The 19,564-nt window shown below is 60.5% G+C and carries 16 protein-coding genes; 11 read left to right on the plus strand and 5 right to left on the minus strand.

Going from position 1 to position 19,564, the window contains the following annotated elements:
- Window positions 1-173 precede the first annotated feature (173 nt).
- Window positions 174-3,083, plus strand: coding sequence for an isoleucine--tRNA ligase (gene ileS, locus JZX89_RS17840; RefSeq protein WP_207134897.1), 2,910 nt, complete (start codon window positions 174-176; stop codon window positions 3,081-3,083).
- A 54-nt stretch (window positions 3,084-3,137) separates the two neighbouring features.
- On the opposite strand, the gene JZX89_RS17845 is transcribed toward ileS, so the two are convergent.
- Window positions 3,138-3,701, minus strand: a complete 564-nt coding sequence (locus JZX89_RS17845; protein ID WP_207134898.1) for a glycine-rich domain-containing protein — start codon at window positions 3,699-3,701, stop codon at window positions 3,138-3,140.
- A gap of 350 nt (window positions 3,702-4,051) precedes the next feature.
- Here JZX89_RS17845 and JZX89_RS17850 point away from each other — a divergent pair, with 350 nt between their 5' ends.
- Entirely contained in the window at window positions 4,052-4,708 is a 657-nt protein-coding gene (locus JZX89_RS17850; protein ID WP_207134899.1) for a hypothetical protein, read from the plus strand.
- A 76-nt stretch (window positions 4,709-4,784) separates the two neighbouring features.
- Here JZX89_RS17850 and JZX89_RS17855 read toward each other — a convergent pair whose 3' ends face one another.
- Window positions 4,785-5,243, minus strand: a complete 459-nt coding sequence (locus tag JZX89_RS17855) for a nucleoside deaminase (RefSeq protein WP_153513243.1) — start codon at window positions 5,241-5,243, stop codon at window positions 4,785-4,787.
- A 71-nt stretch (window positions 5,244-5,314) separates the two neighbouring features.
- Between JZX89_RS17855 and JZX89_RS17860 the strand changes: the two genes are divergently transcribed.
- The 3 genes from JZX89_RS17860 to JZX89_RS17870 all read left to right on the plus strand — a co-directional run bounded on the left by JZX89_RS17860 (window position 5,315) and on the right by JZX89_RS17870 (window position 8,878).
- Complete coding sequence (locus JZX89_RS17860; RefSeq protein ID WP_207134900.1) at window positions 5,315-7,327, plus strand: pseudouridine synthase; 2,013 nt, start codon at window positions 5,315-5,317, stop codon at window positions 7,325-7,327.
- Entirely contained in the window at window positions 7,308-7,865 is a 558-nt protein-coding gene (gene rsmD / locus JZX89_RS17865) for a 16S rRNA (guanine(966)-N(2))-methyltransferase RsmD (protein ID WP_153513245.1), read from the plus strand. The genes JZX89_RS17860 and rsmD overlap by 20 nt, the downstream gene beginning before the upstream one ends.
- Before the next feature lie 86 nt (window positions 7,866-7,951).
- Window positions 7,952-8,878, plus strand: a complete 927-nt coding sequence (locus tag JZX89_RS17870) for a patatin-like phospholipase family protein (protein ID WP_207134901.1) — start codon at window positions 7,952-7,954, stop codon at window positions 8,876-8,878.
- Window positions 8,879-9,077: 199 nt separating this feature from the next.
- Here JZX89_RS17870 and JZX89_RS17875 read toward each other — a convergent pair whose 3' ends face one another.
- A complete protein-coding gene (locus JZX89_RS17875; RefSeq protein WP_149898669.1) occupies window positions 9,078-10,904 on the minus strand; it encodes a monovalent cation:proton antiporter-2 (CPA2) family protein in 1,827 nt (608 codons plus the stop codon).
- A gap of 116 nt (window positions 10,905-11,020) precedes the next feature.
- Between JZX89_RS17875 and JZX89_RS17880 the strand changes: the two genes are divergently transcribed.
- From JZX89_RS17880 to lpxK, 6 genes are all read left to right on the plus strand, one after another.
- On the plus strand, window positions 11,021-12,367 hold the full coding sequence (locus tag JZX89_RS17880) for a TldD/PmbA family protein (protein ID WP_207134902.1): 1,347 nt from the start codon (window positions 11,021-11,023) through the stop codon (window positions 12,365-12,367).
- 93 nt (window positions 12,368-12,460) lie between these two features.
- Window positions 12,461-13,267 (plus strand): 3'(2'),5'-bisphosphate nucleotidase CysQ, encoded by an 807-nt coding sequence (locus JZX89_RS17885; protein WP_207134903.1) that lies wholly within the window; start codon window positions 12,461-12,463, stop codon window positions 13,265-13,267.
- A 61-nt stretch (window positions 13,268-13,328) separates the two neighbouring features.
- Complete coding sequence (locus JZX89_RS17890) at window positions 13,329-13,568, plus strand: DUF4170 domain-containing protein (protein WP_046800695.1); 240 nt, start codon at window positions 13,329-13,331, stop codon at window positions 13,566-13,568.
- Window positions 13,569-13,784: 216 nt separating this feature from the next.
- On the plus strand, window positions 13,785-15,107 hold the full coding sequence (gene waaA, locus JZX89_RS17895; protein WP_149898672.1) for a lipid IV(A) 3-deoxy-D-manno-octulosonic acid transferase: 1,323 nt from the start codon (window positions 13,785-13,787) through the stop codon (window positions 15,105-15,107).
- The gene (locus JZX89_RS17900) at window positions 15,101-15,838 is read left to right on the plus strand and encodes an HAD family hydrolase (protein ID WP_149898673.1); all 738 of its coding nucleotides are present in this window, start codon (window positions 15,101-15,103) and stop codon (window positions 15,836-15,838) included. The genes waaA and JZX89_RS17900 overlap by 7 nt, the downstream gene beginning before the upstream one ends.
- A gap of 137 nt (window positions 15,839-15,975) precedes the next feature.
- On the plus strand, window positions 15,976-17,022 hold the full coding sequence (gene lpxK, locus JZX89_RS17905) for a tetraacyldisaccharide 4'-kinase (RefSeq protein ID WP_207134904.1): 1,047 nt from the start codon (window positions 15,976-15,978) through the stop codon (window positions 17,020-17,022).
- A 201-nt stretch (window positions 17,023-17,223) separates the two neighbouring features.
- Here the strand turns inward: lpxK and JZX89_RS17910 are convergent, their stop codons facing one another.
- Both JZX89_RS17910 and mutL read right to left on the minus strand, forming a co-directional pair.
- Window positions 17,224-17,445: a DUF2093 domain-containing protein gene (locus JZX89_RS17910; protein ID WP_149898675.1), complete on the minus strand. Its 222-nt coding sequence runs from the start codon at window positions 17,443-17,445 to the stop codon at window positions 17,224-17,226.
- A 139-nt stretch (window positions 17,446-17,584) separates the two neighbouring features.
- Window positions 17,585-19,417, minus strand: coding sequence for a DNA mismatch repair endonuclease MutL (gene mutL, locus JZX89_RS17915; RefSeq protein WP_207134930.1), 1,833 nt, complete (start codon window positions 19,415-19,417; stop codon window positions 17,585-17,587).
- Window positions 19,418-19,564: the final 147 nt, after the last annotated feature.

Below are 19,564 nucleotides of genomic sequence, written 5' to 3' on the forward strand. Positions count from 1 at the left end.
ATGTTTAAAACTCAGATTAGCCGAATTATTGGCCCGGCTTTCCGCCCGCTCTGACGAGCCGGAAGGTCCGGGATTTTGGCGCTTGTCATGACAGTCGTCATGGCGCTTTCCGTATTTGCCCTGTTTTAAATTGAGACGGCGCGACCGACACGGCGCGCAACAACGGTACGATTATGAGCGACACCGCAGAAAAACTCGACTATTCCGCCACCCTTTATTTGCCGCAGACGGATTTCCCGATGCGCGCCGGCCTGCCGCAGAAAGAACCGGAAACGGTGAAGCGCTGGCAGGAAATGGGTCTCTATAAGAAGCTGCGCGCTTCCGCCGCCGGCCGCGAAAAATTCGTGCTGCATGACGGCCCGCCCTATGCCAATGGCAACATCCATATCGGCCATGCGCTGAACAAGATCCTGAAGGACGTCATCACCCGCTCGTTCCAGATGCGCGGTTACGACGCCAATTACGTGCCGGGCTGGGATTGCCACGGCCTGCCGATCGAATGGAAGATCGAGGAAGCCTATCGCGCCAAGGGCAAGAACAAGGACGAGGTTCCGGTCAACGAATTCCGCAAGGAGTGCCGTGAGTTTGCGGCCGGCTGGATCAAGGTGCAGTCGGAAGAGTTCAAGCGCCTCGGCATCGAGGGCGACTTCGAAAATCCCTATACGACGATGAACTTCCACGCCGAGGCCCGCATCGCCGGCGAACTCCTGAAGATCGCCCGGACCGGCCAGCTCTATCGCGGCTCGAAGCCGATCATGTGGTCGGTGGTGGAACGCACGGCGCTGGCGGAAGCTGAGGTCGAATACCATGATGTCGAGAGCGATATGATCTGGGTGAAATTCCCGGTGAAGGATGCTGCGCCCGCTCTTTCCGGTGTTTCCGTCGTTATCTGGACGACCACGCCGTGGACTATCCCCGGCAACCGCGCCATCGCGTTCTCTTCGCGGGTCGAATATGGCCTGTTCGAAGTCGAAAGCGCACAGAACGATTTCGGCCCGCAGCCGGGTGAAAAGCTGATCTTCGCGAAGAAGCTTGCCGATGAGGCAGCGGCTAAGGCGAAGCTGAGCTTCAAGCTCGTTCGCGATGTCAAAACCGAAGAACTGGCCGCCATCACCTGCGCCCATCCTCTGGCCTCGCTCGGCTATGATTTCCCGGTTCCGCTTCTCGATGGCGATCACGTCACCGATGATGCCGGTACGGGCTTCGTACACACCGCACCGAGCCATGGCCGCGAGGACTTTGACGTCTGGACCGCGCATCAGCGCGAGCTGGAAGCGCGTGGCGTCTCGCCGGCTATCCCGTTCCCGGTCGGCGATGACGGTTTCTACACCGAAGACGCCCCCGGTTTCGGCCCGTCGGCCGACGGCGGTGCGGCCCGCGTCATGGACGATAACGGCAAGAAGGGTGACGCCAATGATCGCGTCATCAAGGCGCTGATCGCTGCTAATAACCTGTTTGCGCGAGGTCGCCTGAAGCACAGCTATCCGCATAGCTGGCGCTCCAAGAAGCCGGTCATCTTCCGGAATATGCCGCAATGGTTCATCAGCATGGAGACGGAGTTGGGTGATGGCACCACGCTACGCTCGCGGTCGCTCAGTGCCGTCGAGGCTACACGATTCGTACCGGCCTCCGGCCAGAATCGTTTGCGTGCCATGATTGAAAGCAAACCCGACTGGGTTCTTTCGAGGCAAAGAGCGTGGGGTGTCCCAATAGCGATTTTCGCGGACGAGAAGGGTGAGGTTCTGCTTGACGATGTTGTCAATCAGCGCATCCTTGACGCCTTCGAAGCTGACGGCGCGGATGCTTGGTTTGCCGAAGGCGCAAAGGAACGTTTCCTCGGTAATGACCACGATCACGCCAAATGGCAGCAGGTCATGGATATTCTCGACGTGTGGTTCGACAGCGGCTGCACTCACACCTTCACGCTGGAAGACCGTCCGGATCTGAAATGGCCGGCGGACGTCTATCTTGAAGGCTCCGACCAGCATCGTGGCTGGTTTCAATCGTCCCTCGTCATAGGTTGTGCGACACGCGGCCGTGCGCCATACGACACCGTTGTCACCCATGGTTTCACCATGGATGAGAAGGGTGAGAAGATGTCCAAGTCCAAGGGCAACGTGGTCTCGCCGCAGGAAGTCATGAAGGATGCCGGCGCGGATATCCTGCGCCTGTGGGTCATGACCACCGATTATTGGGACGACCAGCGCCTCGGCAAGGCCATCATCCAGACCAATGTCGATGCCTATCGCAAGCTGCGCAACACCATCCGCTGGATGCTCGGCACGCTCGCCCATTATGAGGGCGAGGAGGTTGCTTACGCCGATCTGCCGGAGCTGGAAAAGCTGGTGCTGCACCGCCTGTCCGATCTGGATAAGGTCGTGCGCGAAGGTTATGACGGTTTCGAGTTCAAGAAGATCGCCCGCGCGCTGGTGGACTTCTCGAATGTCGAGCTTTCCGCCTTCTATTTCGATATCCGCAAGGATACGCTTTATTGCGACGCGCCGTCGTCGCTGAAGCGCCGGGCGGCCTTGTCGGTCATTTCCAGGCTGTTCGATTGCCTCGTTTCGTGGCTGGCGCCAATGCTGCCCTTCACGACGGAAGAAGCGTGGCTATCGCGTTATCCGCAGGCGGAATCGGTGCATCTCGTCCAGTTCCCGGCAATCCCGGCGGAATGGAAGAATGATGCTCTTGAAGCCAAGTGGGACAAGATCCGCAAGGTTCGCACCGTCGTGACCGGTGCCTTGGAAGTCGAACGCCGTGAAAAGCGTATCGGCTCCTCGCTGGAGGCTGCCCCCGTCGTGCACATCATCGATGCCGATCTTCTGGCCGCGCTGAAGGGCCAAGATTTCGCCGAAATCTGCATCACCTCGGCCATCTCGGTGGTCGGTGATGAAGGCCCGACCGATGGCTTCCGTCTGCCGGAAGTCGCAAAGGTCGTGGTCGAACAGAAGCTGGCGGAAGGCGCAAAATGCGCCCGCTCCTGGCGCATCACCACCGATGTCGGTTCCGACCCGGATTATCCCGAGGTTTCGGCCCGCGATGCGGCTGCGTTGCGGGAACTCGTTGCCATAGGCCGAATGTAGTCCATCTCGTAAAACGCCGCACCGAACTCGGTGCGGCGCTTAAAAAACGGGGGGTTAGGGGGTCGTCATGCATCTGCAGCCGCCGCAGCGACTACCGCAACCATTCATGCAGTTATCTGAAGTCAGAAGAGGCCAAACCTCAGGGTCTGGAGACTGTCCAAATGCTGCTTCGTATGTGGCATTGAACCGAAGAGCGGCGATGCGACGGCCGGCTTCAGGTGTGTCCTCGTCATTCGGGGCGTGATGAATAAATTCTCCTGCTACTTCTTCGCAGAAGCGCTGATAGTCTTCGGTAAACATCAAAAATGAATGCCAGAGTTCATCGACTTGACCGCGCATACCTATAGGGCCGCGATATATAGCGCACAACGCTAAAAACCGCTTTAGTTCTTTTTCATGGATGCGCGCTACCAATTGGGACACGCCTTCGTCTTTGACGTAGCGCGCTATAATTTTATCCATTGGGAATGCGTTGGCAACATCGATGATCGCCTTTATTTCCGTAGAATTTTTTGTAGTGAATATTTTTATTTCTTTTCCATCACCAAGCGCTGCGTCTGCAAGAATTCCCTCTTTTATAGAAGAGATATTTTCTTGATAATCAAATGATCCATGCATATTTAATCTCCATTATATAGTTAAGTTAATTAAAAAATGCAAAGTTTAATTTATATGTTTGTTTTTTTTACTGTTCGTAACGAATGTAATACTATACCGGAAATGTGACGCGATGATAAATGCAATCATAAATTACAGTATTTTTTTAAATTCTCCATAATGTAGTAGAGCGTTGGCTTTGCTAAAAATGCTTGCGGCTCTGGCATAATGAAAATGGCCGGATGAATTGCGCTTTGCCTCTTCATCCGGTACACCTGCCTGAAAATGGCCGGATTTGCACGGCAATGCGGGTTACCGCCTGCCGAAAGACGATGTCTGGCGCAGTGGGACGGACGGCTGGAAGGGTTTTTATGACGACGATGAAGGCTTTTGGGCAGGTTAATGCGCAGGGTTTTGGCATGTTTCGCACGGTTGCAGGCATCACGGCCATAGGCGTGCTGCTGGGCGCCTGCACCAGCCCGACCTACGGGACAGGCAAGACGTCGGCGGAACAGCTGGTCGACGATCTCGGCAATGCGACCTCGATTACCGGCAACGACCAGGAAAAGCGCAACCTGAAATACAGCCCGCGCCCGGGTCTTGTCGTTCCGGCCCAGTCCCGCGCCGAACAGCTGGCCTCGCCGCAGCAGAACATGGCCAACCGCGAATCTAATCCGCAATGGGTCGAATCGCCGGAAGAAACCCGCGAACGCCTGCGCGATGAAGCGGATGCCAACAAGAACAACCCGCATTACCGCTCACCGCTGCTCGCCGGCAATGGCACGGCTGGTCAGATGACCGAAACCCAGAAATGGGAAGCCTTCCGCAAGGCCAAGGCCGATGCCCAGGGCGGCTCCGTCGTCAACAACCAGCGCAAGTTCCTCACCGATCCGCCGGCCGAATATCGCAGCGTTCCGCAGGATCAGCTGACCGATCTCGGCGAGCCGGAACAGAAGAAGGAAAAGCGCCGCAAGAAAGAAGCGGCCGTGGCAAACACCGGTAAGAGCTGGTGGAACCCTTTCCAGTAAAAGCTGGCCAATAAAAACAGGCCAATTAAAAAATGGCTGATGGTCGGCGGGAGGCTTTGTCTTTCCCGCTCGCCGCTCAATCCTCGAGACGTTTGTCGCGAAAGAACTGTCGCAGAATGTCAGCACTGTCGCTTTCCGCCAGTCCCGAATAGACATCCGGCGCATGGTGGCATGTCGGCTGGCTGAAGAAGCGCACGCCACTCTCCACCGCGCCGCCCTTGGGGTCTTGCGCGCCGTAATAAAGGCGGCGAATGCGGGCAAAAGAGATCGCCGCCGCGCACATGGTGCAGGGCTCCAGCGTGACGTAAAGATCGGCACCGGGCAGGCGTTCCTGTTCCAACGCCTCGCATGCCATGCGGATCACGGCGATTTCGGCGTGCGCCGTCACATCGTTCAATTCACGGGTGCGATTGCCGGATCGGGCAATGACGCGGCCGTCCAGAACCAGTACGGCGCCGATCGGAACCTCCTGTCGCTCAGCCGCGGCACGGGCTTCCGCAAGCGCCAGTTCCATGAAATGCGTCGTTTCGGCCATTGCGTTTCAATTTCCTCTTAACCCTCGTGCTTGGACCTGATAGGACAGCCCAAACAACAGGCAAACAACAAATGACTTTTAAAGACAAGCCGAAGCGTGACGGTGGCAAGACGTTTAGCCGCGACAACAAGCCGAAAGGCCCCGGTAAACCCGCTGCAGAGCGTGAAAAGAAACCGGCGGAAGCCAAGGCTGCCCCCGTGGGCGAGATCGTTGGCGGCACCAAGCCGGAACGTATTTCCAAGATCATGGCGCGTGCCGGTGTCGCTTCGCGACGCGATATCGAGCGCATGATCATGGAAGGTCGCGTGTCGCTGAACGGCGTTCTGCTGGACAGCCCGGTGGTCAACGCCACGCTGTCCGACAAGATCGAAGTGGATGGCATGCCGATCCGCGGTGCGGAGCGCACGCGCCTGTGGCTGTACCACAAGCCCGCCGGTCTGGTGACGACCAACTCCGACCCGGAAGGCCGCCCGACCGTTTTCGACAATCTGCCCGGTGAATTGCCGCGTGTCCTGTCCATCGGCCGTCTCGATATCAACACCGAAGGCCTGCTGCTGCTGACCAATGATGGCGGCCTTTCCCGCGTTCTGGAGCTGCCGACCACCGGCTGGCTGCGCCGTTACCGCGTGCGCGCCCATGGCGAGGTCGATCAGGCCGCACTCGACAAGCTGAAGGACGGCATCGCCGTCGACGGCGTGCTTTATGGTGCAATCGATGCGACGCTCGACCGCACCCAGGGCCACAACGTCTGGATCACCATGGGCCTGCGTGAAGGCAAGAATCGCGAAATCAAGAACGTGCTCGGTGCGTTAGGTCTCGAGGTCAACCGCCTGATCCGCATCTCCTACGGTCCGTTCCAGCTTGGCGATCTGCCCGAGAGCAAGGTGCTGGAAGTGCGCGGCCGCATGCTGCGCGACCAGCTGGGCCCGCGCCTGATTGAAGAGTCCGGCGCCAATTTCGATGCGCCGATCTACACCAATGCGCCTGCCGAAGACGAAGAAGACAACGCGCCCAAACGCGCGCCGAAGTCCGAATGGGCAAAGGGCGGCGACGCGCCGGAAGGCAAGCCGCGTTTTGAGAGATCGGCCGGCAAACCGGAAGATCGCCGCGAAAAGGCGCTCGGCCGTCTCGACACCAAACGCGGTGATAAGCCAGCCGGCAAGTTCGGCGCGAAGCCTGCCGGAAAATTCGCTGGCAAGGGCCGCAAGGAAGATGACGGCGAAGAGCGCCGCAGCCCCCGCCAGCCCGCCGGCACCAGCCGCACCGCCAATGTGTGGATGGCGCCCGGTGCAAGGCCGACCCGCGACGGCAAGGAGCGCAAGTCGTCTGCCCGCGCCGAAGCCGAAAACCTGTTCAAGAAGCCGTCCGCCCAGGACGAAGCGCGCCGCAGCCTCGTGCGCCATGCCGATGAAGAGGGTGAGTGGATCCGCTCGGAACCCACCCGCGAGGATGATCGCGCCCCCGGCCGTGGCGACCGCTCGGCACGCGGCGAAAAGAGCTTTGGCGATCGCGGTGGACGCGGCGGCAAATCCTTTGGCGGCAAACCGTCCGGCGACCGGCCTTTCCGGGATCGCCCCCGTGAAGACGGCGACCGCCCCCGTGGCGAGCGTCCTGCACGCAGCGGCGCAAAGAGCTTCGGTGATCGTCCGGCGCGCGGCGACAAACCCTTCGGTGACCGGCCGTTCCGGGACCGGCCTCGCGAAGATGGTGATCGCCCGCGCAGCGACCGTCCGCGTGGCGAGAAGAGTTTTGGCGATCGTACCGCGCGTGGTGAAAAGCCATTCAGCGAACGGCCGTTTCGTGACAAGCCCCGCGAAGAAGGGGATCGTCCCGGCAGCGATCGTCCCCGTGGCGACCGGCCTTTCGGGGACAAGCCCCGTGGTGCAAAGCCGGGCGGCAGGCCCGCATCCGGCAAGCCGTCCTTTGGTAAGTCGGGCGAGCGTGGCGAGCGTTCGGGTTTTTCGGGCAAGGGTAAAGGCCCCGGCGGCAATGGCCCCGGCGGCGGCAAGCCGGGCGGCAAAGGCCCGGGTGGCAAACCGACTGGTGGCAGGGGAATGACACGTAATGCGGATCGTAGGCGGTGAGTTTCGCGGCCGAAATCTGGCCGCGCCGAAAACAAATTCCATTCGTCCGACCATCGACAGGACGCGGGAAAGCCTTTTCAACATTTTAAGTCACGCCTATCCGGAAAGTCTTGATGGTACGCGCGTTCTGGACGTTTTCGCCGGAACGGGCGCGGTGGGGCTGGAGGCTTTGTCGCGTGGCTGTCGTGTGGCGCTCTTCGTCGAAAACGGCGTTGAGGGCAGGGGGCTGCTCTGGGAAAACATCGATGCGCTGGGGTTGCACGGGCGTGCCCGTATCCTGCGTCGTGATGCCACCAAGCTTGGTGGCGTCAACAATATCGAGCCCTTCGATCTTCTCTTCGCCGATCCGCCCTATGGTCAGGGCCATGGTGAGAAGGCTTTCGCTGCCGCCCATGGCGGCGGCTGGCTGGCGCCCGGCGCGCTCGCCATTCTGGAAGAGCGCGGCGATGTCGCGGTCACCGTCGATGCGGCGTTCAAACTTCTCGAAAGCCGTATCTTCGGCGACACGAAAATGCATTTCTACCGCTACGAACCCTGACGGGAAGGCCTTCCCGTCACGCCACGGTCTTGTCTTGTTTGCGCAATAGGCAGGATTTTTTCTGCGGAAAGAATTTGGGTATTCGCATGGAGCAGGGTGTAAACGAGGGTGTCACGATCGTGCATGCCGGGGAAGATGTCCTCGAAGGCGCCGGCGCGGGTGGCCATGAGCCGACATTCGGACTGGCGCTCGGCGGTGGCGGCGCACGCGGTATCTGCCACATCAACGTCGTCGAGGCCTTCGACGAACTCGGCATCCGCCCGGTGGCGTTGTCCGGCTCCTCCATCGGCTCCATCATCGGCGCGGGTATGGCGGCCGGCATGAGCGGCCGGGAAATCCGTGAATACACCCTCGAACTCATGGGGCGCAAAGGCTCGGTTGCAAACCGGCTCTGGAGCCTCGGCCCAGCCTCGATGCGCCATGCGGTCGATGGTTTTCGCCTCGGCCAGTTCAATCTCGAACTCATCCTGCACGCCCTGATGCCGCAGGCCCTGCCGAAGGATTTTTCGGAACTCGCCATCCCGCTGAAGGTGCTGACCACGGATTATTACGCCCAGACCGAAGTGGTGGTGGAAACCGGCGAAATAATCCAGGCGCTGGCGGCATCCGCCGCCATTCCGGCGCTGTTCATGCCGGTGCGTATCGATGGTCGCATCATGATCGATGGCGGCATCTTCAATCCGGTCCCTTATGAACATCTGCTGGACAAGGCCGATATCGTCATCGGCGTCGACGTTGTCGGCGGCCCGGAAGGTGACGGCACCACCATGCCCAACCGGCTGGAAAGCCTGTTCGGCGCCAGCCAGTTGATGATGCAGGCGGCGATTGCCCTGAAGCTGAGACTACGCCCACCCCACATTTTCCTCCGGCCGCCAGTTCACCGTTTCGGCGTGCTGGATTTCCTGAAGTCCGAAGAGGTGCTGAACGCCTCCGCGAGCATCAAGGACGATCTGAAGCGGCAGATAGAGATGCAGGTAGAACTGTTTCATCGCGGGCAGGGCGTGGAGGCTTGAGCGCTACTCCCTAAGTATTCGGGAGCGAGCGGGTGCCACGTGTTTCTTCTCCCCGTCGGGGAGAAGGTGGCCCGAAGGGTCGGATGAGGGGGCAACGTTGCCGTATCTCACTACCCTTGCCCCCTCGTCCCGCTGCCGCGGACTTCTCCCCCTTGAGGAAAAGAAACAAGCGGGCCCCTCTTAGCCAGTGCCGCGAAGTTCACAACGACACTTCCGTCTCGCTGTCCTCCATATCCTCTTCCTCCCGCTTCTCCGCCTTGTTCTTCGGCTTCATCAGCGGCTCCGGCTTCACCTCCCGCACTGGCTTGTTGTGCAGCATCTGCCGGCCGGCGGCGAGGCCTTCCACGGCTTGAAGCTGCAGCCGCTCCTCGTCGCGTTCACGAATGTCGTCGGAGATCGCCAGCGCCCGCTCGCCATCCATATCCAGCCCCTCCAGAATGCGTCGGCCGAATAGCAGGCCGGATTCCAGCGTCTCGCGCAGTTCATATTCCACGCCCTTTTTTCTGAGATCGAGGGAGTGCACGCGATCATAAGAGCGGGCATAGATGCGTACGCTTGGAAATTCCGACTGGATCATGTCGATGATGCGGTCGGTCACTTCCTTCTTATGGGTGCAGACTGCCACCAGATCGGCCCGTTCGATGCCGGCGGCGATCAGCACGTCCTTGCGGGTGCCGTCACCGAAAAAGATGCGGAAACCGAAACGTGCGGCCTGACGCACGCGGTCGGCGGAACTGTCGATGACCGTCACGTCACGCCCGCCTGCGAGAAGGATCTGTGAGGCGATCTGGCCGAAGCGCGAAAAGCCGATCATCAGCACGTCCGCGCCAGCCCCGTCGAAATCTTCGTCCAGCGTGTCTTCGGCGGCGTCCTCCGCCGTCAAACGGCGCGATATCACCGCCAGAAGCGGCGTCAGCGCCATGGAAAGCGTGACAATGGCGACGAGGATTGAGGCGGTCGCCTGTGGAAACAGCCCGGAGGCGGCAGCGGTGGTGAAGAGCACGAAACCGAATTCGCCGCCCTGAGCCAGAAGCAGCGCGATACGGCTCGATGCATAACGCGAAGAGCCGGCAATGCGGCAAAGGCTGTAGATCACCGCTGCCTTCACCGCCATCATTGCCGGCACGGCGATCAGGATGAGAACAATATGCTCATAGACGATGTTGACATGCAGCGACATGCCGACGGCCATGAAGAATAGCGCCAGCAACAGCCCACGAAACGGCTCGATATCCGCCTCCAGCTCATGCCGGTAGGAAGATTCCGACAGCATCAGGCCCGCAAGCAACGCCCCCATGCCCATCGACAGCCCGACAGCCTCCATGATGGCGGCAGCGCCGATGACGACGAAAAGCGCCGCCGCGATCATTACCTCGCGTGCACCCGTGCGGGCAATGATCTGGAACATCGGCGTCAGCAGGAAGCGTCCGGCCAGCACCATGCCCGCCACCGCAACGACCGAGGCGACGAGATCGTAAACCATCGAATCCGACGCCACGTCCGGCCGGTTGGAAAGAATGGTGACGAGGGCGAGAAGCGGCACGATGGCAAGATCCTGAAACAGCAGGATCGAAAACGAGCGGTTGCCGTGCCGCGTGTTCATGTCGCCGTCGTCTTCGAGGATTTGCAGCGCAAAGGCGGTGGAGGACAGCGCAAGGCCGAAACCGGCGACGAGGCTGCCGCGCGCGTCGATCAAGCCGGCCCACCAGGCAATCGCCGCCAGCGCGCTGCCCGTCACCAGCACCTGCGCCAGCCCGAGCCCTAAAATATCGCGGCGCATCTGCCAGATGCGCGATGGCTTCAGTTCCAGACCGATGATGAACAGCAGGAAAACCACGCCCAGTTCCGAGACATTGAAAATGTCTTTCGCATCTGTGACCAGATGCAGGAACGGCCCGATGATGATGCCGGCCACCAGATAACCGAGCACGGTGCCAAGCCCGAGCTTGCGGAAAACCGAGGCCGCGATGACCGCGCCGGCCAGAAGCAGCAATGGTTCGGAAAAGAGAGCGTCGTGCTCGGTCATGCGGACGGACTTTCGAATATGGTGGCGATAGAGCCTTGCCGATTGAGAAAGCGGCGTTTCGCCCTTGATGCGGGGTTGCTGGCACAATAAATGGAACAGGAATGAAAGGCCAACTCATGTCCTCAGAAATAGATTCTTCCAAACTTCTCGATCGCGCCAGCGAACTTGTCGATCTTGCCCGCGCAGCGGGCGCGGATGAGGCGGATGCCGTTGTCGTCCGCTCCCGGTCTCAATCGGTCGGCGTGCGGCTTGGCAAGGTGGAAAGCACCGAATCCTCCGAAAGCGATGATTTTTCGCTCCGCGTTTTCGTCGGGCGGCGGGTGGCCAGCGTTTCGGCCAATCCCGGCTTCGATCTGAAGACGCTGGCCGAGCGGGCGGTGGCCATGGCCAAGGTTTCGCCGGAAGACCCCTTCGCTTGCCTCGCCGACAAGGAACGGCTGGCGATTTCCTATGATGATCTCGAGCTTTTCGATGCCACCGAGGTCTCTGCCGATCAACTGCGCGAGGCGGCACTGGCTTCGGAAGAGGCCGCACTTGCCGTCAAGGGTGTCAGCAACTCTTCCGGCGCCGGTGCATCGAGCGGCATGGGCGGCCTCGTGCTCGCGACCTCGCACGGTTTTTCCGGCAGCTACATGGGCAGCCGCTTCAGCCGCTCCGTCAGCGTCATCGCTGGCGAAGGCACGAAGATGGAGCGCGACTACGATTTCGACAGCCGCCTTTATTATGCCGATCTGGATGCAGCCGAAGAAATCGGCCGCCGCGCCGGTGAAAAAGTCGTGCGGCGGGTAGGACCCCGTCAGGTCGATACGGGCAGCAACATTACCGTGGTGTTTGATCCGCGCATCGCCCGTGGATTCGTCGGTGCGATCGCCGGCGCAATCAACGGCGCTTCGGTCGCCCGCAAGACCAGCTTTCTGCGCGACAAAATGGGCCAGCAGGTTCTGAAAAAGGGCCTTTACCTCACCGACGATCCGCAGATCGTCCGCGGCCCGTCCTCCCGTCCTTTTGACGGTGAAGGTGTCCGGGGCGAGAAGATGACGATGATCGAGGACGGGGTGCTGAAACACTGGTTCCTCTCCACCTCGGCGGCGCGCGAACTCGGGCTTGAAACCAACGGGCGCGGCGTGCGTGGCGGCACGTCGGTATCGCCGTCCTCCAGCAATCTGGCTCTGGAACCGGGCGATATCTCGCCTCAGGATTTGCTGCGACAGGTTGGAACCGGCTTTTACGTCACCGAACTGATCGGCCATGGCGCTAACATGCTCACCGGTGAATATAGCTGTGGCGCGAGCGGCTTCTGGATCGAGAACGGCGAAAAGACCTTCGCGGTGTCCGAAGTGACGATCGCCTCGAACCTCAAGGACATGTTCATGCGGGTCACGCCGGCCAATGATATTGACCGGAAATACGGCGTCGCCGCACCAACGCTTGCCATCGAAGGCATGACGATCGCCGGCAAGTAAGGCGACCCGCGGGTTGTTTTCGTCGGTACTTTGTGTGCAAGTGCGAAGAGAAAAGCAGGCGCGCCGTTTGAGGCGCGCGGAAAAGACGGCAAAATGAACGATATGGCTGAGGCCCGCTGGGCCTCCGATTTGCGGCTGGTCCTCGAAGCCGCGCGCAAGGCGGGCGAGACGGCCCTCGGTTTCTTCCGCAAGGACCCCGAGGTCTGGTGGAAGAATGGCGGCCTCTCACCGGTCAGCGCCGCCGACTACGCCGCCAACGAAATTCTCGAAACCATCCTGCGTTCCGCCCGGCCGAATTACGGCTGGCTTTCGGAAGAGACGGATGATGACACGGACAGGCTTTCCCGCTCCACTGTCTTCGTCGTTGATCCCATCGACGGAACCCGCGCCTTCATCGGCGGCAGGGATACCTGGTGCGTCAGCGTTGCTGTTGTGCATGAGGGTCGTCCCGTGGTTGGCGTCCTCGTGGCGCCAGCGCTTGCCGAGGAGTTCACCGCGCTTGAGGACGGTGAAGCCCTGAAGAACGGAGAGCCGGTTTTCGCCGTGCGTGAAAATGCCGGCATCTTCCATCTGGCTGCGCCGGAAGATGTGATCACCCATCTGCCGGAAGAGGTGCGTGCTGGCGTCAAGCGCATTCCGCATGTGCCTTCGCTCGCCTACCGGCTGGCGATGGTGGCGGATGGCCGTATTGACGGAACGCTGGTCAAGGCCAATTCGCACGAGTGGGATTTGGCCGCCGCCGACCTCATTCTGGAAAGAGCGGGCGGGCAGCTTGTCGGCCTCGATGGAAAACCTCTGATGTATAATCGTCGTGAGGTGAACCACCCCGCATTGTGCGCCGCAGCAAATTATGCGCTGCCAGCGCTTTTGAATGCGTTTTCACATCTCTCCGACGGTTGACGTTTGCCCGGAAATCCCGCAGATGAAGGCCTCTCTCAGCGTTTAAGAAAGAGATAAAGACATGACGGAATCCGGCAAACCAAAACAGCTGCTGCACCTCGTCTTCGGCGGCGAACTGGAAAACCTTCAGGATGTTCAGTTCAGGGATTTGAATGCGCTCGATATCGTCGGCATCTATCCTGACTATGCTTCAGCCCTCACGGCATGGAAATCCAAGGCGCAGATGACGGTCGATAATGCCCATATGCGTTATTTTATCGTGCATATGCACCGTCTTCTCAATCCCGACGACAAAAATTGAGTCCTTTTGCCCTTGCGTTGTAATACTATTGGGTGAAGGCGAGCTTTTCCGTGATTCCTGCCATTCAACGCAGGCCGGCAGTTCCGGCACGAGAAAATGTGATCGCGCTTTCGTTTCCGATGATAAAAAATGACGCAATTTAAGAAGAAGTAGGCGGCGACAACAACAACAAGAACAGGGGCAGACTTTGCGCGGAATGATCAAGGGCAGAATGTCATGAGCAGCCGTATCGCACGTTTCGCTCTTTCGGGTTACCGGATCGCCGGTATCGCCGCCTATCCCTTTGCCCGACCCTATCTTTCCTGGCGGGCTGCGAAGGGCAAGGAAGACAAGCGCCGCCGCTTCGAACGTTTCGGTTACGCCAGCGCCGAGCGCCCGCGCGGGCCGCTCGTCTGGTTCCATGCCGCAAGTGTGGGCGAAACGCTTGCCCTCATCCCGCTGATCCGCGAAATTCGCAAGCGCGATATCTTCGTGCTGCTGACCACCGGCACCGTCACCTCGGCCGAACTGACCCGCACCCGGCTTGGCGACGATGTGATCCACCAATATGTGCCGCTCGACATCAAGATCGCGGTCAACCGCTTCCTAACCTATTGGGCACCGGATGCCGCCATCACCGCTGAATCGGAAATCTGGCCGGTGACGATGATGGAGCTGGAGCGCCGGCACATTCCGCAGATAAGGGTGAATGCCCGTCTGTCCGACCGTTCCTTCGACCGCTGGAAAAACCGTCACGATATTGCGGAATCGCTGTTTTCCAAGTTGGCGCTGGTTGTAGCGCAATCCGATCTCGATGCCGAACGTTTCCGTGATCTTGGCTCCTGGCCGGTGGTGATATCAGGCAATCTCAAGGGCGATACCGACCCGCCGCCCTGCGACGAGGCGCTGCTGGAGACCTATCGCAAGCAGGTAGGCAATCGCAAGACATGGGCGGCGATCTCCACCTTCGATGGTGAGGAAAAGGCCGCCGCCACCGTGCATGCGGCGATCAAATCGCGCAACGGCCAGTTGACCATCATCGTGCCGCGCCATCCCGAGCGTGGCGATGATGTGGAAGCCATGCTGAAGGGCATGGGGCTGACGGTGGCGCGCCGTAGCCGCAACGACGTGATCACGCCGGAAACCGATATTTTCCTTGGCGATTCCATCGGCGAGATGGGACTTTACCTGCGGCTGACCGAGCTTGCCTTCGTCGGCCGCTCGCTGACGGCGGAAGGCGGGCAGAACCCGCTGGAGCCGGCCATGCTCGGCTGCGCCGTATTGTCGGGCGCGCATGTGCAGAATTTCCGCGAGGCCTATCAGAAGCTCATCCGCGCCGGCGGCGGGCGCATCATCCGCGATGTCGAGATGCTGGCGAAGGCCGTGCATTATCTGCTGGTCAACGACAATGAGCGTTACAAGATGATCGATGCCGGCAACCGGGTCATTCAGGATATGCGCGGTGCGCTTTCCTCCACCGTCAAAGCGCTGGAGCCCTATATCAATCCGCTCACCGTTTCGGCCAAGCTGCAACCGCGGAGCGCCATCGGTTCATGGTAGCGGATATCAAAATTGACGCGACGCCGTCGATTGCCGCGGTGCTTTTCGACAAGGACGGAACGCTTTTAGGTTATGACGCCAGCTGGGGACCGGTAAACCGCGAGCTTGCGGCGATCGCAGCCAAGGGCGACGCGGCGCTTGCCGACCGGCTTCTCATCGCCTGCGGCATGGACCCCATCACCGGCCATGTGGTGCCCGACAGCCTGCTGGCCGCCGGCAATACGGCGGAAATCGCCGCCGGTCTGGTCGCCGCCGGCTCGCCCTGCGATGTCGGTGAACTGACAAAGCGCCTCGACCGGCTCTTCACCGAGGCCGCGGATAAATCCGTGCCCGTCACCGATCTCAAGGCGTTTTTCGCAAGGCTCAAGGCACGCGGCTACAAGCTCGGCATCGCTTCCAGCGACAATGAAAATTCCATTCGCCAGACGGCGATCCGCTTCGGTTTCGAGAGCGATATTGATTTCGTCGCGGGCTATGACAGCGGTTATGGCACGAAGCCGCAGCCCGGAATGGTTCTCGGTTTCTGCGAAGCAATCGGGTTTCCGCCGGAACGTGTAGCCGTGGTCGGCGACAATAACCACGATCTGCATATGGCGAAAAATGCGGGTGCGGGCCTGCGTATCGCCGTTCTGACGGGAACCGGCTCACGCGAAAGTCTCGATGCGGATGCGCATTATTGTTTCGATGATATTACCGCGCTTGAAGCGCTGCTGCCGGAACGGGTTGTTTGAGCCTGGCCCTGGAAAGCGGAGAGTTTATTCGATCCGTCTATTCCAATTTTGCAATTTACGGTTTTTTCTGGCAAACAACCCCTGACGTGTAACATCCGAACGAATGCCGTGGGCGACGCGGCCGGGAGCGGGCATAGATGGTTTCTGAAGCGCCGCCATTCTGGTGGCAGAAAGCGGGCTGGCAGGCATGGCTCCTGTCGCCTTTCTCGCTTCTTTACGGCAAGGTCGCCGGACGGCGGATGCGGACGGCAAAGCGGGCAAGCGTATCCGTTCCGGTGATCTGCATCGGCAATTTCACCGTCGGCGGAGCGGGCAAGACACCGACGGCGATGGCAATCGCCCGGGCTGCTACCGCTAAAGGCCTCAAACCCGGTTTCCTCAGCCGTGGTTATGGCGGCACGCTCGATGTCACCACCCTTGTTGATCCGCAGCACCATCGCTCCGCCGATGTCGGTGACGAGCCGCTGCTTCTGGCGCGCGAGGCGGTGACGGTCATTTCGCGCCGACGTGTGGAAGGGGCTCACCGGCTGGTGAAAGAGGGTGTCGATCTCATCATCATGGATGACGGTTTCCAGAGCGCCCGCCTGACGCTGGATTATGCGCTTGTTGTCATTGATACGATGCGTGGCATCGGCAATGGCCATCTTGTGCCGGGCGGTCCGGTGAGAGCGCCGCTTGCCGAACAGATGCGGCAGATGACTGGTCTTCTGAAAGTGGGCAATGGCCATGCCGCCGATCCGCTGGTGAGACGGGCGGCAAAGGCCGCCAAACCCGTCTTCGTCGCGGCGATCACGCCGCAGGAGCCGCAGGATTTCAGGGGAAAGCGCGTATTGGCCTATGCCGGCATCGCCGATCCGGCCAAGTTTTATCGAACCGTCGAGGCGCTTGGCGGCGACATCGTGCAGCAGCGTTCCTTCCCGGACCATCACCACTTCAGCGACGACGAGGTCGCCGATCTCCTGCAGGATGCGGGCAAGGAGAACTTGCAACTGGTGACGACGGCCAAGGACGCCGTGCGGCTCAACGGGCATCATGGTCGGGCAGAGGAACTGCTGTGGAACAGTCAGGTTGTCGAGATCGACATGGTGTTTGACGACCCCAATGCGGCCGCGACGATCATCGATGCCGCGATCCAGCATTGCCGCGCCCGCCTGCTGCGGGAAAATGCGCGGACGTCATTCTAGAGGTTGTCAGAAAGGTCCGGAAACCTCTCCTCCGTCATGCTCGGGCCTGTCCCGAGCATCTGCAACCTATCGATTTATGAGACATCAGCAGATCCTCGGCACAAGGCCGAGGATGACGTCGAGTGAGGGTATCAGCCGCCTCTGCAACTGCTCCTGAGAAAGCCGCTTGGCATGGAAACGCTTCAGCAGGCCGTTTCCGGCTCACGCCGGCAGATTGCCGGCCTTTCGTTCAGCTTCCAGCGAAGCGGCCGCGTCCACATAGGCTTCCTGCCGCGCCACGCTCCAGTAGCGTAATTCGTCGAGCGGAATGGTCTTGCCGGTCAGGGCGCAGACGACATGCGAGCCGGTTTGCACGATCCGGAAGTCACCGTCGAGGTATTCGATGACGGCGAGACGATTTCCGCCTCCCTCAAATCTGTTCATCCGTTTTCGTCTCCTGCTCTGTCCTGTCCGCGCACCCAGTCCGAAACGGCGTAGCGTTTTCCTGAACAATCCGGATGCTCCAATGTCCTAGATTTATATCGTTCGGCGCGGCTCAAGGCCAGCCCTGCCGGGTTGCACCTCAGCTTCGGCCGAAGAGCCGTTCTATATCGGAAAGTTTCAGCTCGATATAGGTTGGCCGGCCGTGATTGCACTGTCCCGAACCAGGTGTGTTTTCCATCTGCCGCAGAAGCGCGTTCATCTCCTCCGGCCGCATGCGCCGGCCGGAGCGCACGGAACCGTGGCAGGCCATGGTGGCCGCGACATATTCGAGCTTATTGGCAAGCGTCGAGGCGGCGTCCCATTCGGCGATCTCGTCGGCAAGCTGCCGCACCAGCCCCTGCACATTGACCTCGCCGAGCATCGCCGGTGTTTCCCGAACCGCAACCGCTCCCGGCCCGAAACGCTCGATGACGAGGCCCAGCGCATCGAAACCGGCGGCATGATCCATCAGCCGGTCGCAATCTTCCTCTGGCAGATCGATGATCTCGGGGATCAGCAGCACCTGCGACGGCGGACGCCGGGAATGCAGGGCATTGCGCATTTCCTCAAACACCAGCCGCTCATGTGCGGCATGTTGGTCGACGATGACGAGGCCGTTTTCCGTCTGCGCGATGATGTAGTTCTCGTGCAGTTGCGCCCGTGCCGCTCCAAGCGGATACAGCACCGACTCCGGTGAAGGGCTTGCGGAAGCCTCATAGGTCTCACGCGGTTCGGCCCGCGCCGTCGGCATGGTAATGTCGGAAAAGCGCGATTGCACCGCTTCCGCAAATTGCATGTCCCCGGAAACGGCGAGCGGCCGTGAAGGCGAGGTGGCGGCGGACCATGGCGCGGACGCCGGCATGGAAGGGGAGGGCCGCAGGCCGGACGGGCTGTAGCCGGGGCGGAAGGCGTTCATCATCTGGCTCGCACCCGTCGTCGCTGCCCTGTCGCCGTCGCGCGTCAGCGCCTGTCGGATCGCGCCGACGATCAGCCCGCGAATGAGGCCGGGATCGCGAAACCGCACGTCGGATTTCGCCGGATGCACATTCACATCCACAAAAGCGGGATCGAGCGTGATGGAGAGCACCGCGACCGGATATCGCCCGTGCGGCACGGTTTCGGCATACGCGCCGCGAATGGCGGATAAAAGCAGCTTATCCTGCACCGGGCGGCCGTTGACGAAGACATATTGATGCGCCGAGTTGCCACGGTTGAAGGTCGGCACGCCGGCAAAACCGGAAAGCGTCACATCCTCGCGCCCGGCATCGATCTCGATGGCGTTATCCTTGAAGTCCGCGCCGAGAATCTGCGCCATGCGGGCCAGATGATCATCGCCGGTCGAGGGGATTTCGAGCGTCGAACGGTCGGTGCCAGACAGCACGAAGCGGATATGCGGAAAGGCGATCGCCATCCGCTTGACGACCTCGGTAATGGCGGCTGCCTCCGCCCGTTCCGTCTTCAGGAATTTCAGCCGTGCGGGTGTTGCGAAGAACAGGTCGCGCACCTCGACGATGGTGCCGGCATTCGAGGCGGCGGGGCGCACGTCCGAAACCTTGCCGCCGGTGACCGAAATCACTGAACCCTGTTCCGCGCCCTGTTGGCGGCTGGTGATCGAAAGCTTGGCGACCGAACCGATGGAGGGCAGGGCCTCGCCGCGAAATCCAAGCGTGCGGATGTCATCCAGCGTCGTGGATATTTTCGAGGTGCAATGACGCCTCACCGCAAGCTCCAGATCGGTGGGTGACATGCCGGAACCGTTATCGGTAATGCGCACCAGCCCCTTGCCGCCGCCCGCCGTGGCGATCTCGATCCGGGTCGCGCCGGCGTCGATGGCATTTTCCACCAGTTCCTTCGTGGCGCTGGACGGTCTTTCGATGACCTCGCCGGCGGCGATCTGGTTGATGAGGGTTTCTGAAAGCTGCTTGATGGCCATGATCGTCATTTTCGCGGATTCGCCATGGCTTCGAAAGCAAAAAACGCCAATTGCGGCACTTTGCACATGTTTTGTGGACTTCCGGGCATTTGATCATTTCCGTCAACATCTGGGTAAGCGTTAATCCGCTTTTAATCGGCCCTGATT

Origin of the sequence: Agrobacterium burrii, assembly GCF_017313405.1 — a bacterium.
Lineage (GTDB): Bacteria > Pseudomonadota > Alphaproteobacteria > Rhizobiales > Rhizobiaceae > Agrobacterium > Agrobacterium burrii.

Excerpts from the sequence above, each read along its gene's own strand:
- JZX89_RS17890 (WP_046800695.1), top strand. The coding sequence starts at position 13,329 with ATGACGGAATCCGGCAAACCAAAACAGCTGCTGCACCTCGTCTTCGGC.
- mutL (WP_207134930.1), bottom strand. The coding sequence starts at position 19,417 with ATGGCCATCAAGCAGCTTTCAGAAACCCTCATCAACCAGATCGCCGCC.
- JZX89_RS17885 (WP_207134903.1), top strand. The coding sequence starts at position 12,461 with ATGAACGATATGGCTGAGGCCCGCTGGGCCTCCGATTTGCGGCTGGTC.
- JZX89_RS17855 (WP_153513243.1), bottom strand. The coding sequence starts at position 5,243 with ATGGCCGAAACGACGCATTTCATGGAACTGGCGCTTGCGGAAGCCCGT.
- ileS (WP_207134897.1), top strand. The coding sequence starts at position 174 with ATGAGCGACACCGCAGAAAAACTCGACTATTCCGCCACCCTTTATTTG.
- JZX89_RS17900 (WP_149898673.1), top strand. The coding sequence starts at position 15,101 with ATGGTAGCGGATATCAAAATTGACGCGACGCCGTCGATTGCCGCGGTG.
- JZX89_RS17910 (WP_149898675.1), bottom strand. The coding sequence starts at position 17,445 with ATGAACAGATTTGAGGGAGGCGGAAATCGTCTCGCCGTCATCGAATAC.
- JZX89_RS17845 (WP_207134898.1), bottom strand. The coding sequence starts at position 3,701 with ATGCATGGATCATTTGATTATCAAGAAAATATCTCTTCTATAAAAGAG.
- rsmD (WP_153513245.1), top strand. The coding sequence starts at position 7,308 with ATGCGGATCGTAGGCGGTGAGTTTCGCGGCCGAAATCTGGCCGCGCCG.
- JZX89_RS17850 (WP_207134899.1), top strand. The coding sequence starts at position 4,052 with ATGACGACGATGAAGGCTTTTGGGCAGGTTAATGCGCAGGGTTTTGGC.
- waaA (WP_149898672.1), top strand. The coding sequence starts at position 13,785 with ATGAGCAGCCGTATCGCACGTTTCGCTCTTTCGGGTTACCGGATCGCC.
- lpxK (WP_207134904.1), top strand. The coding sequence starts at position 15,976 with ATGGTTTCTGAAGCGCCGCCATTCTGGTGGCAGAAAGCGGGCTGGCAG.
- JZX89_RS17860 (WP_207134900.1), top strand. The coding sequence starts at position 5,315 with ATGACTTTTAAAGACAAGCCGAAGCGTGACGGTGGCAAGACGTTTAGC.
- JZX89_RS17870 (WP_207134901.1), top strand. The coding sequence starts at position 7,952 with ATGGAGCAGGGTGTAAACGAGGGTGTCACGATCGTGCATGCCGGGGAA.
- JZX89_RS17880 (WP_207134902.1), top strand. The coding sequence starts at position 11,021 with ATGTCCTCAGAAATAGATTCTTCCAAACTTCTCGATCGCGCCAGCGAA.
- JZX89_RS17875 (WP_149898669.1), bottom strand. The coding sequence starts at position 10,904 with ATGACCGAGCACGACGCTCTCTTTTCCGAACCATTGCTGCTTCTGGCC.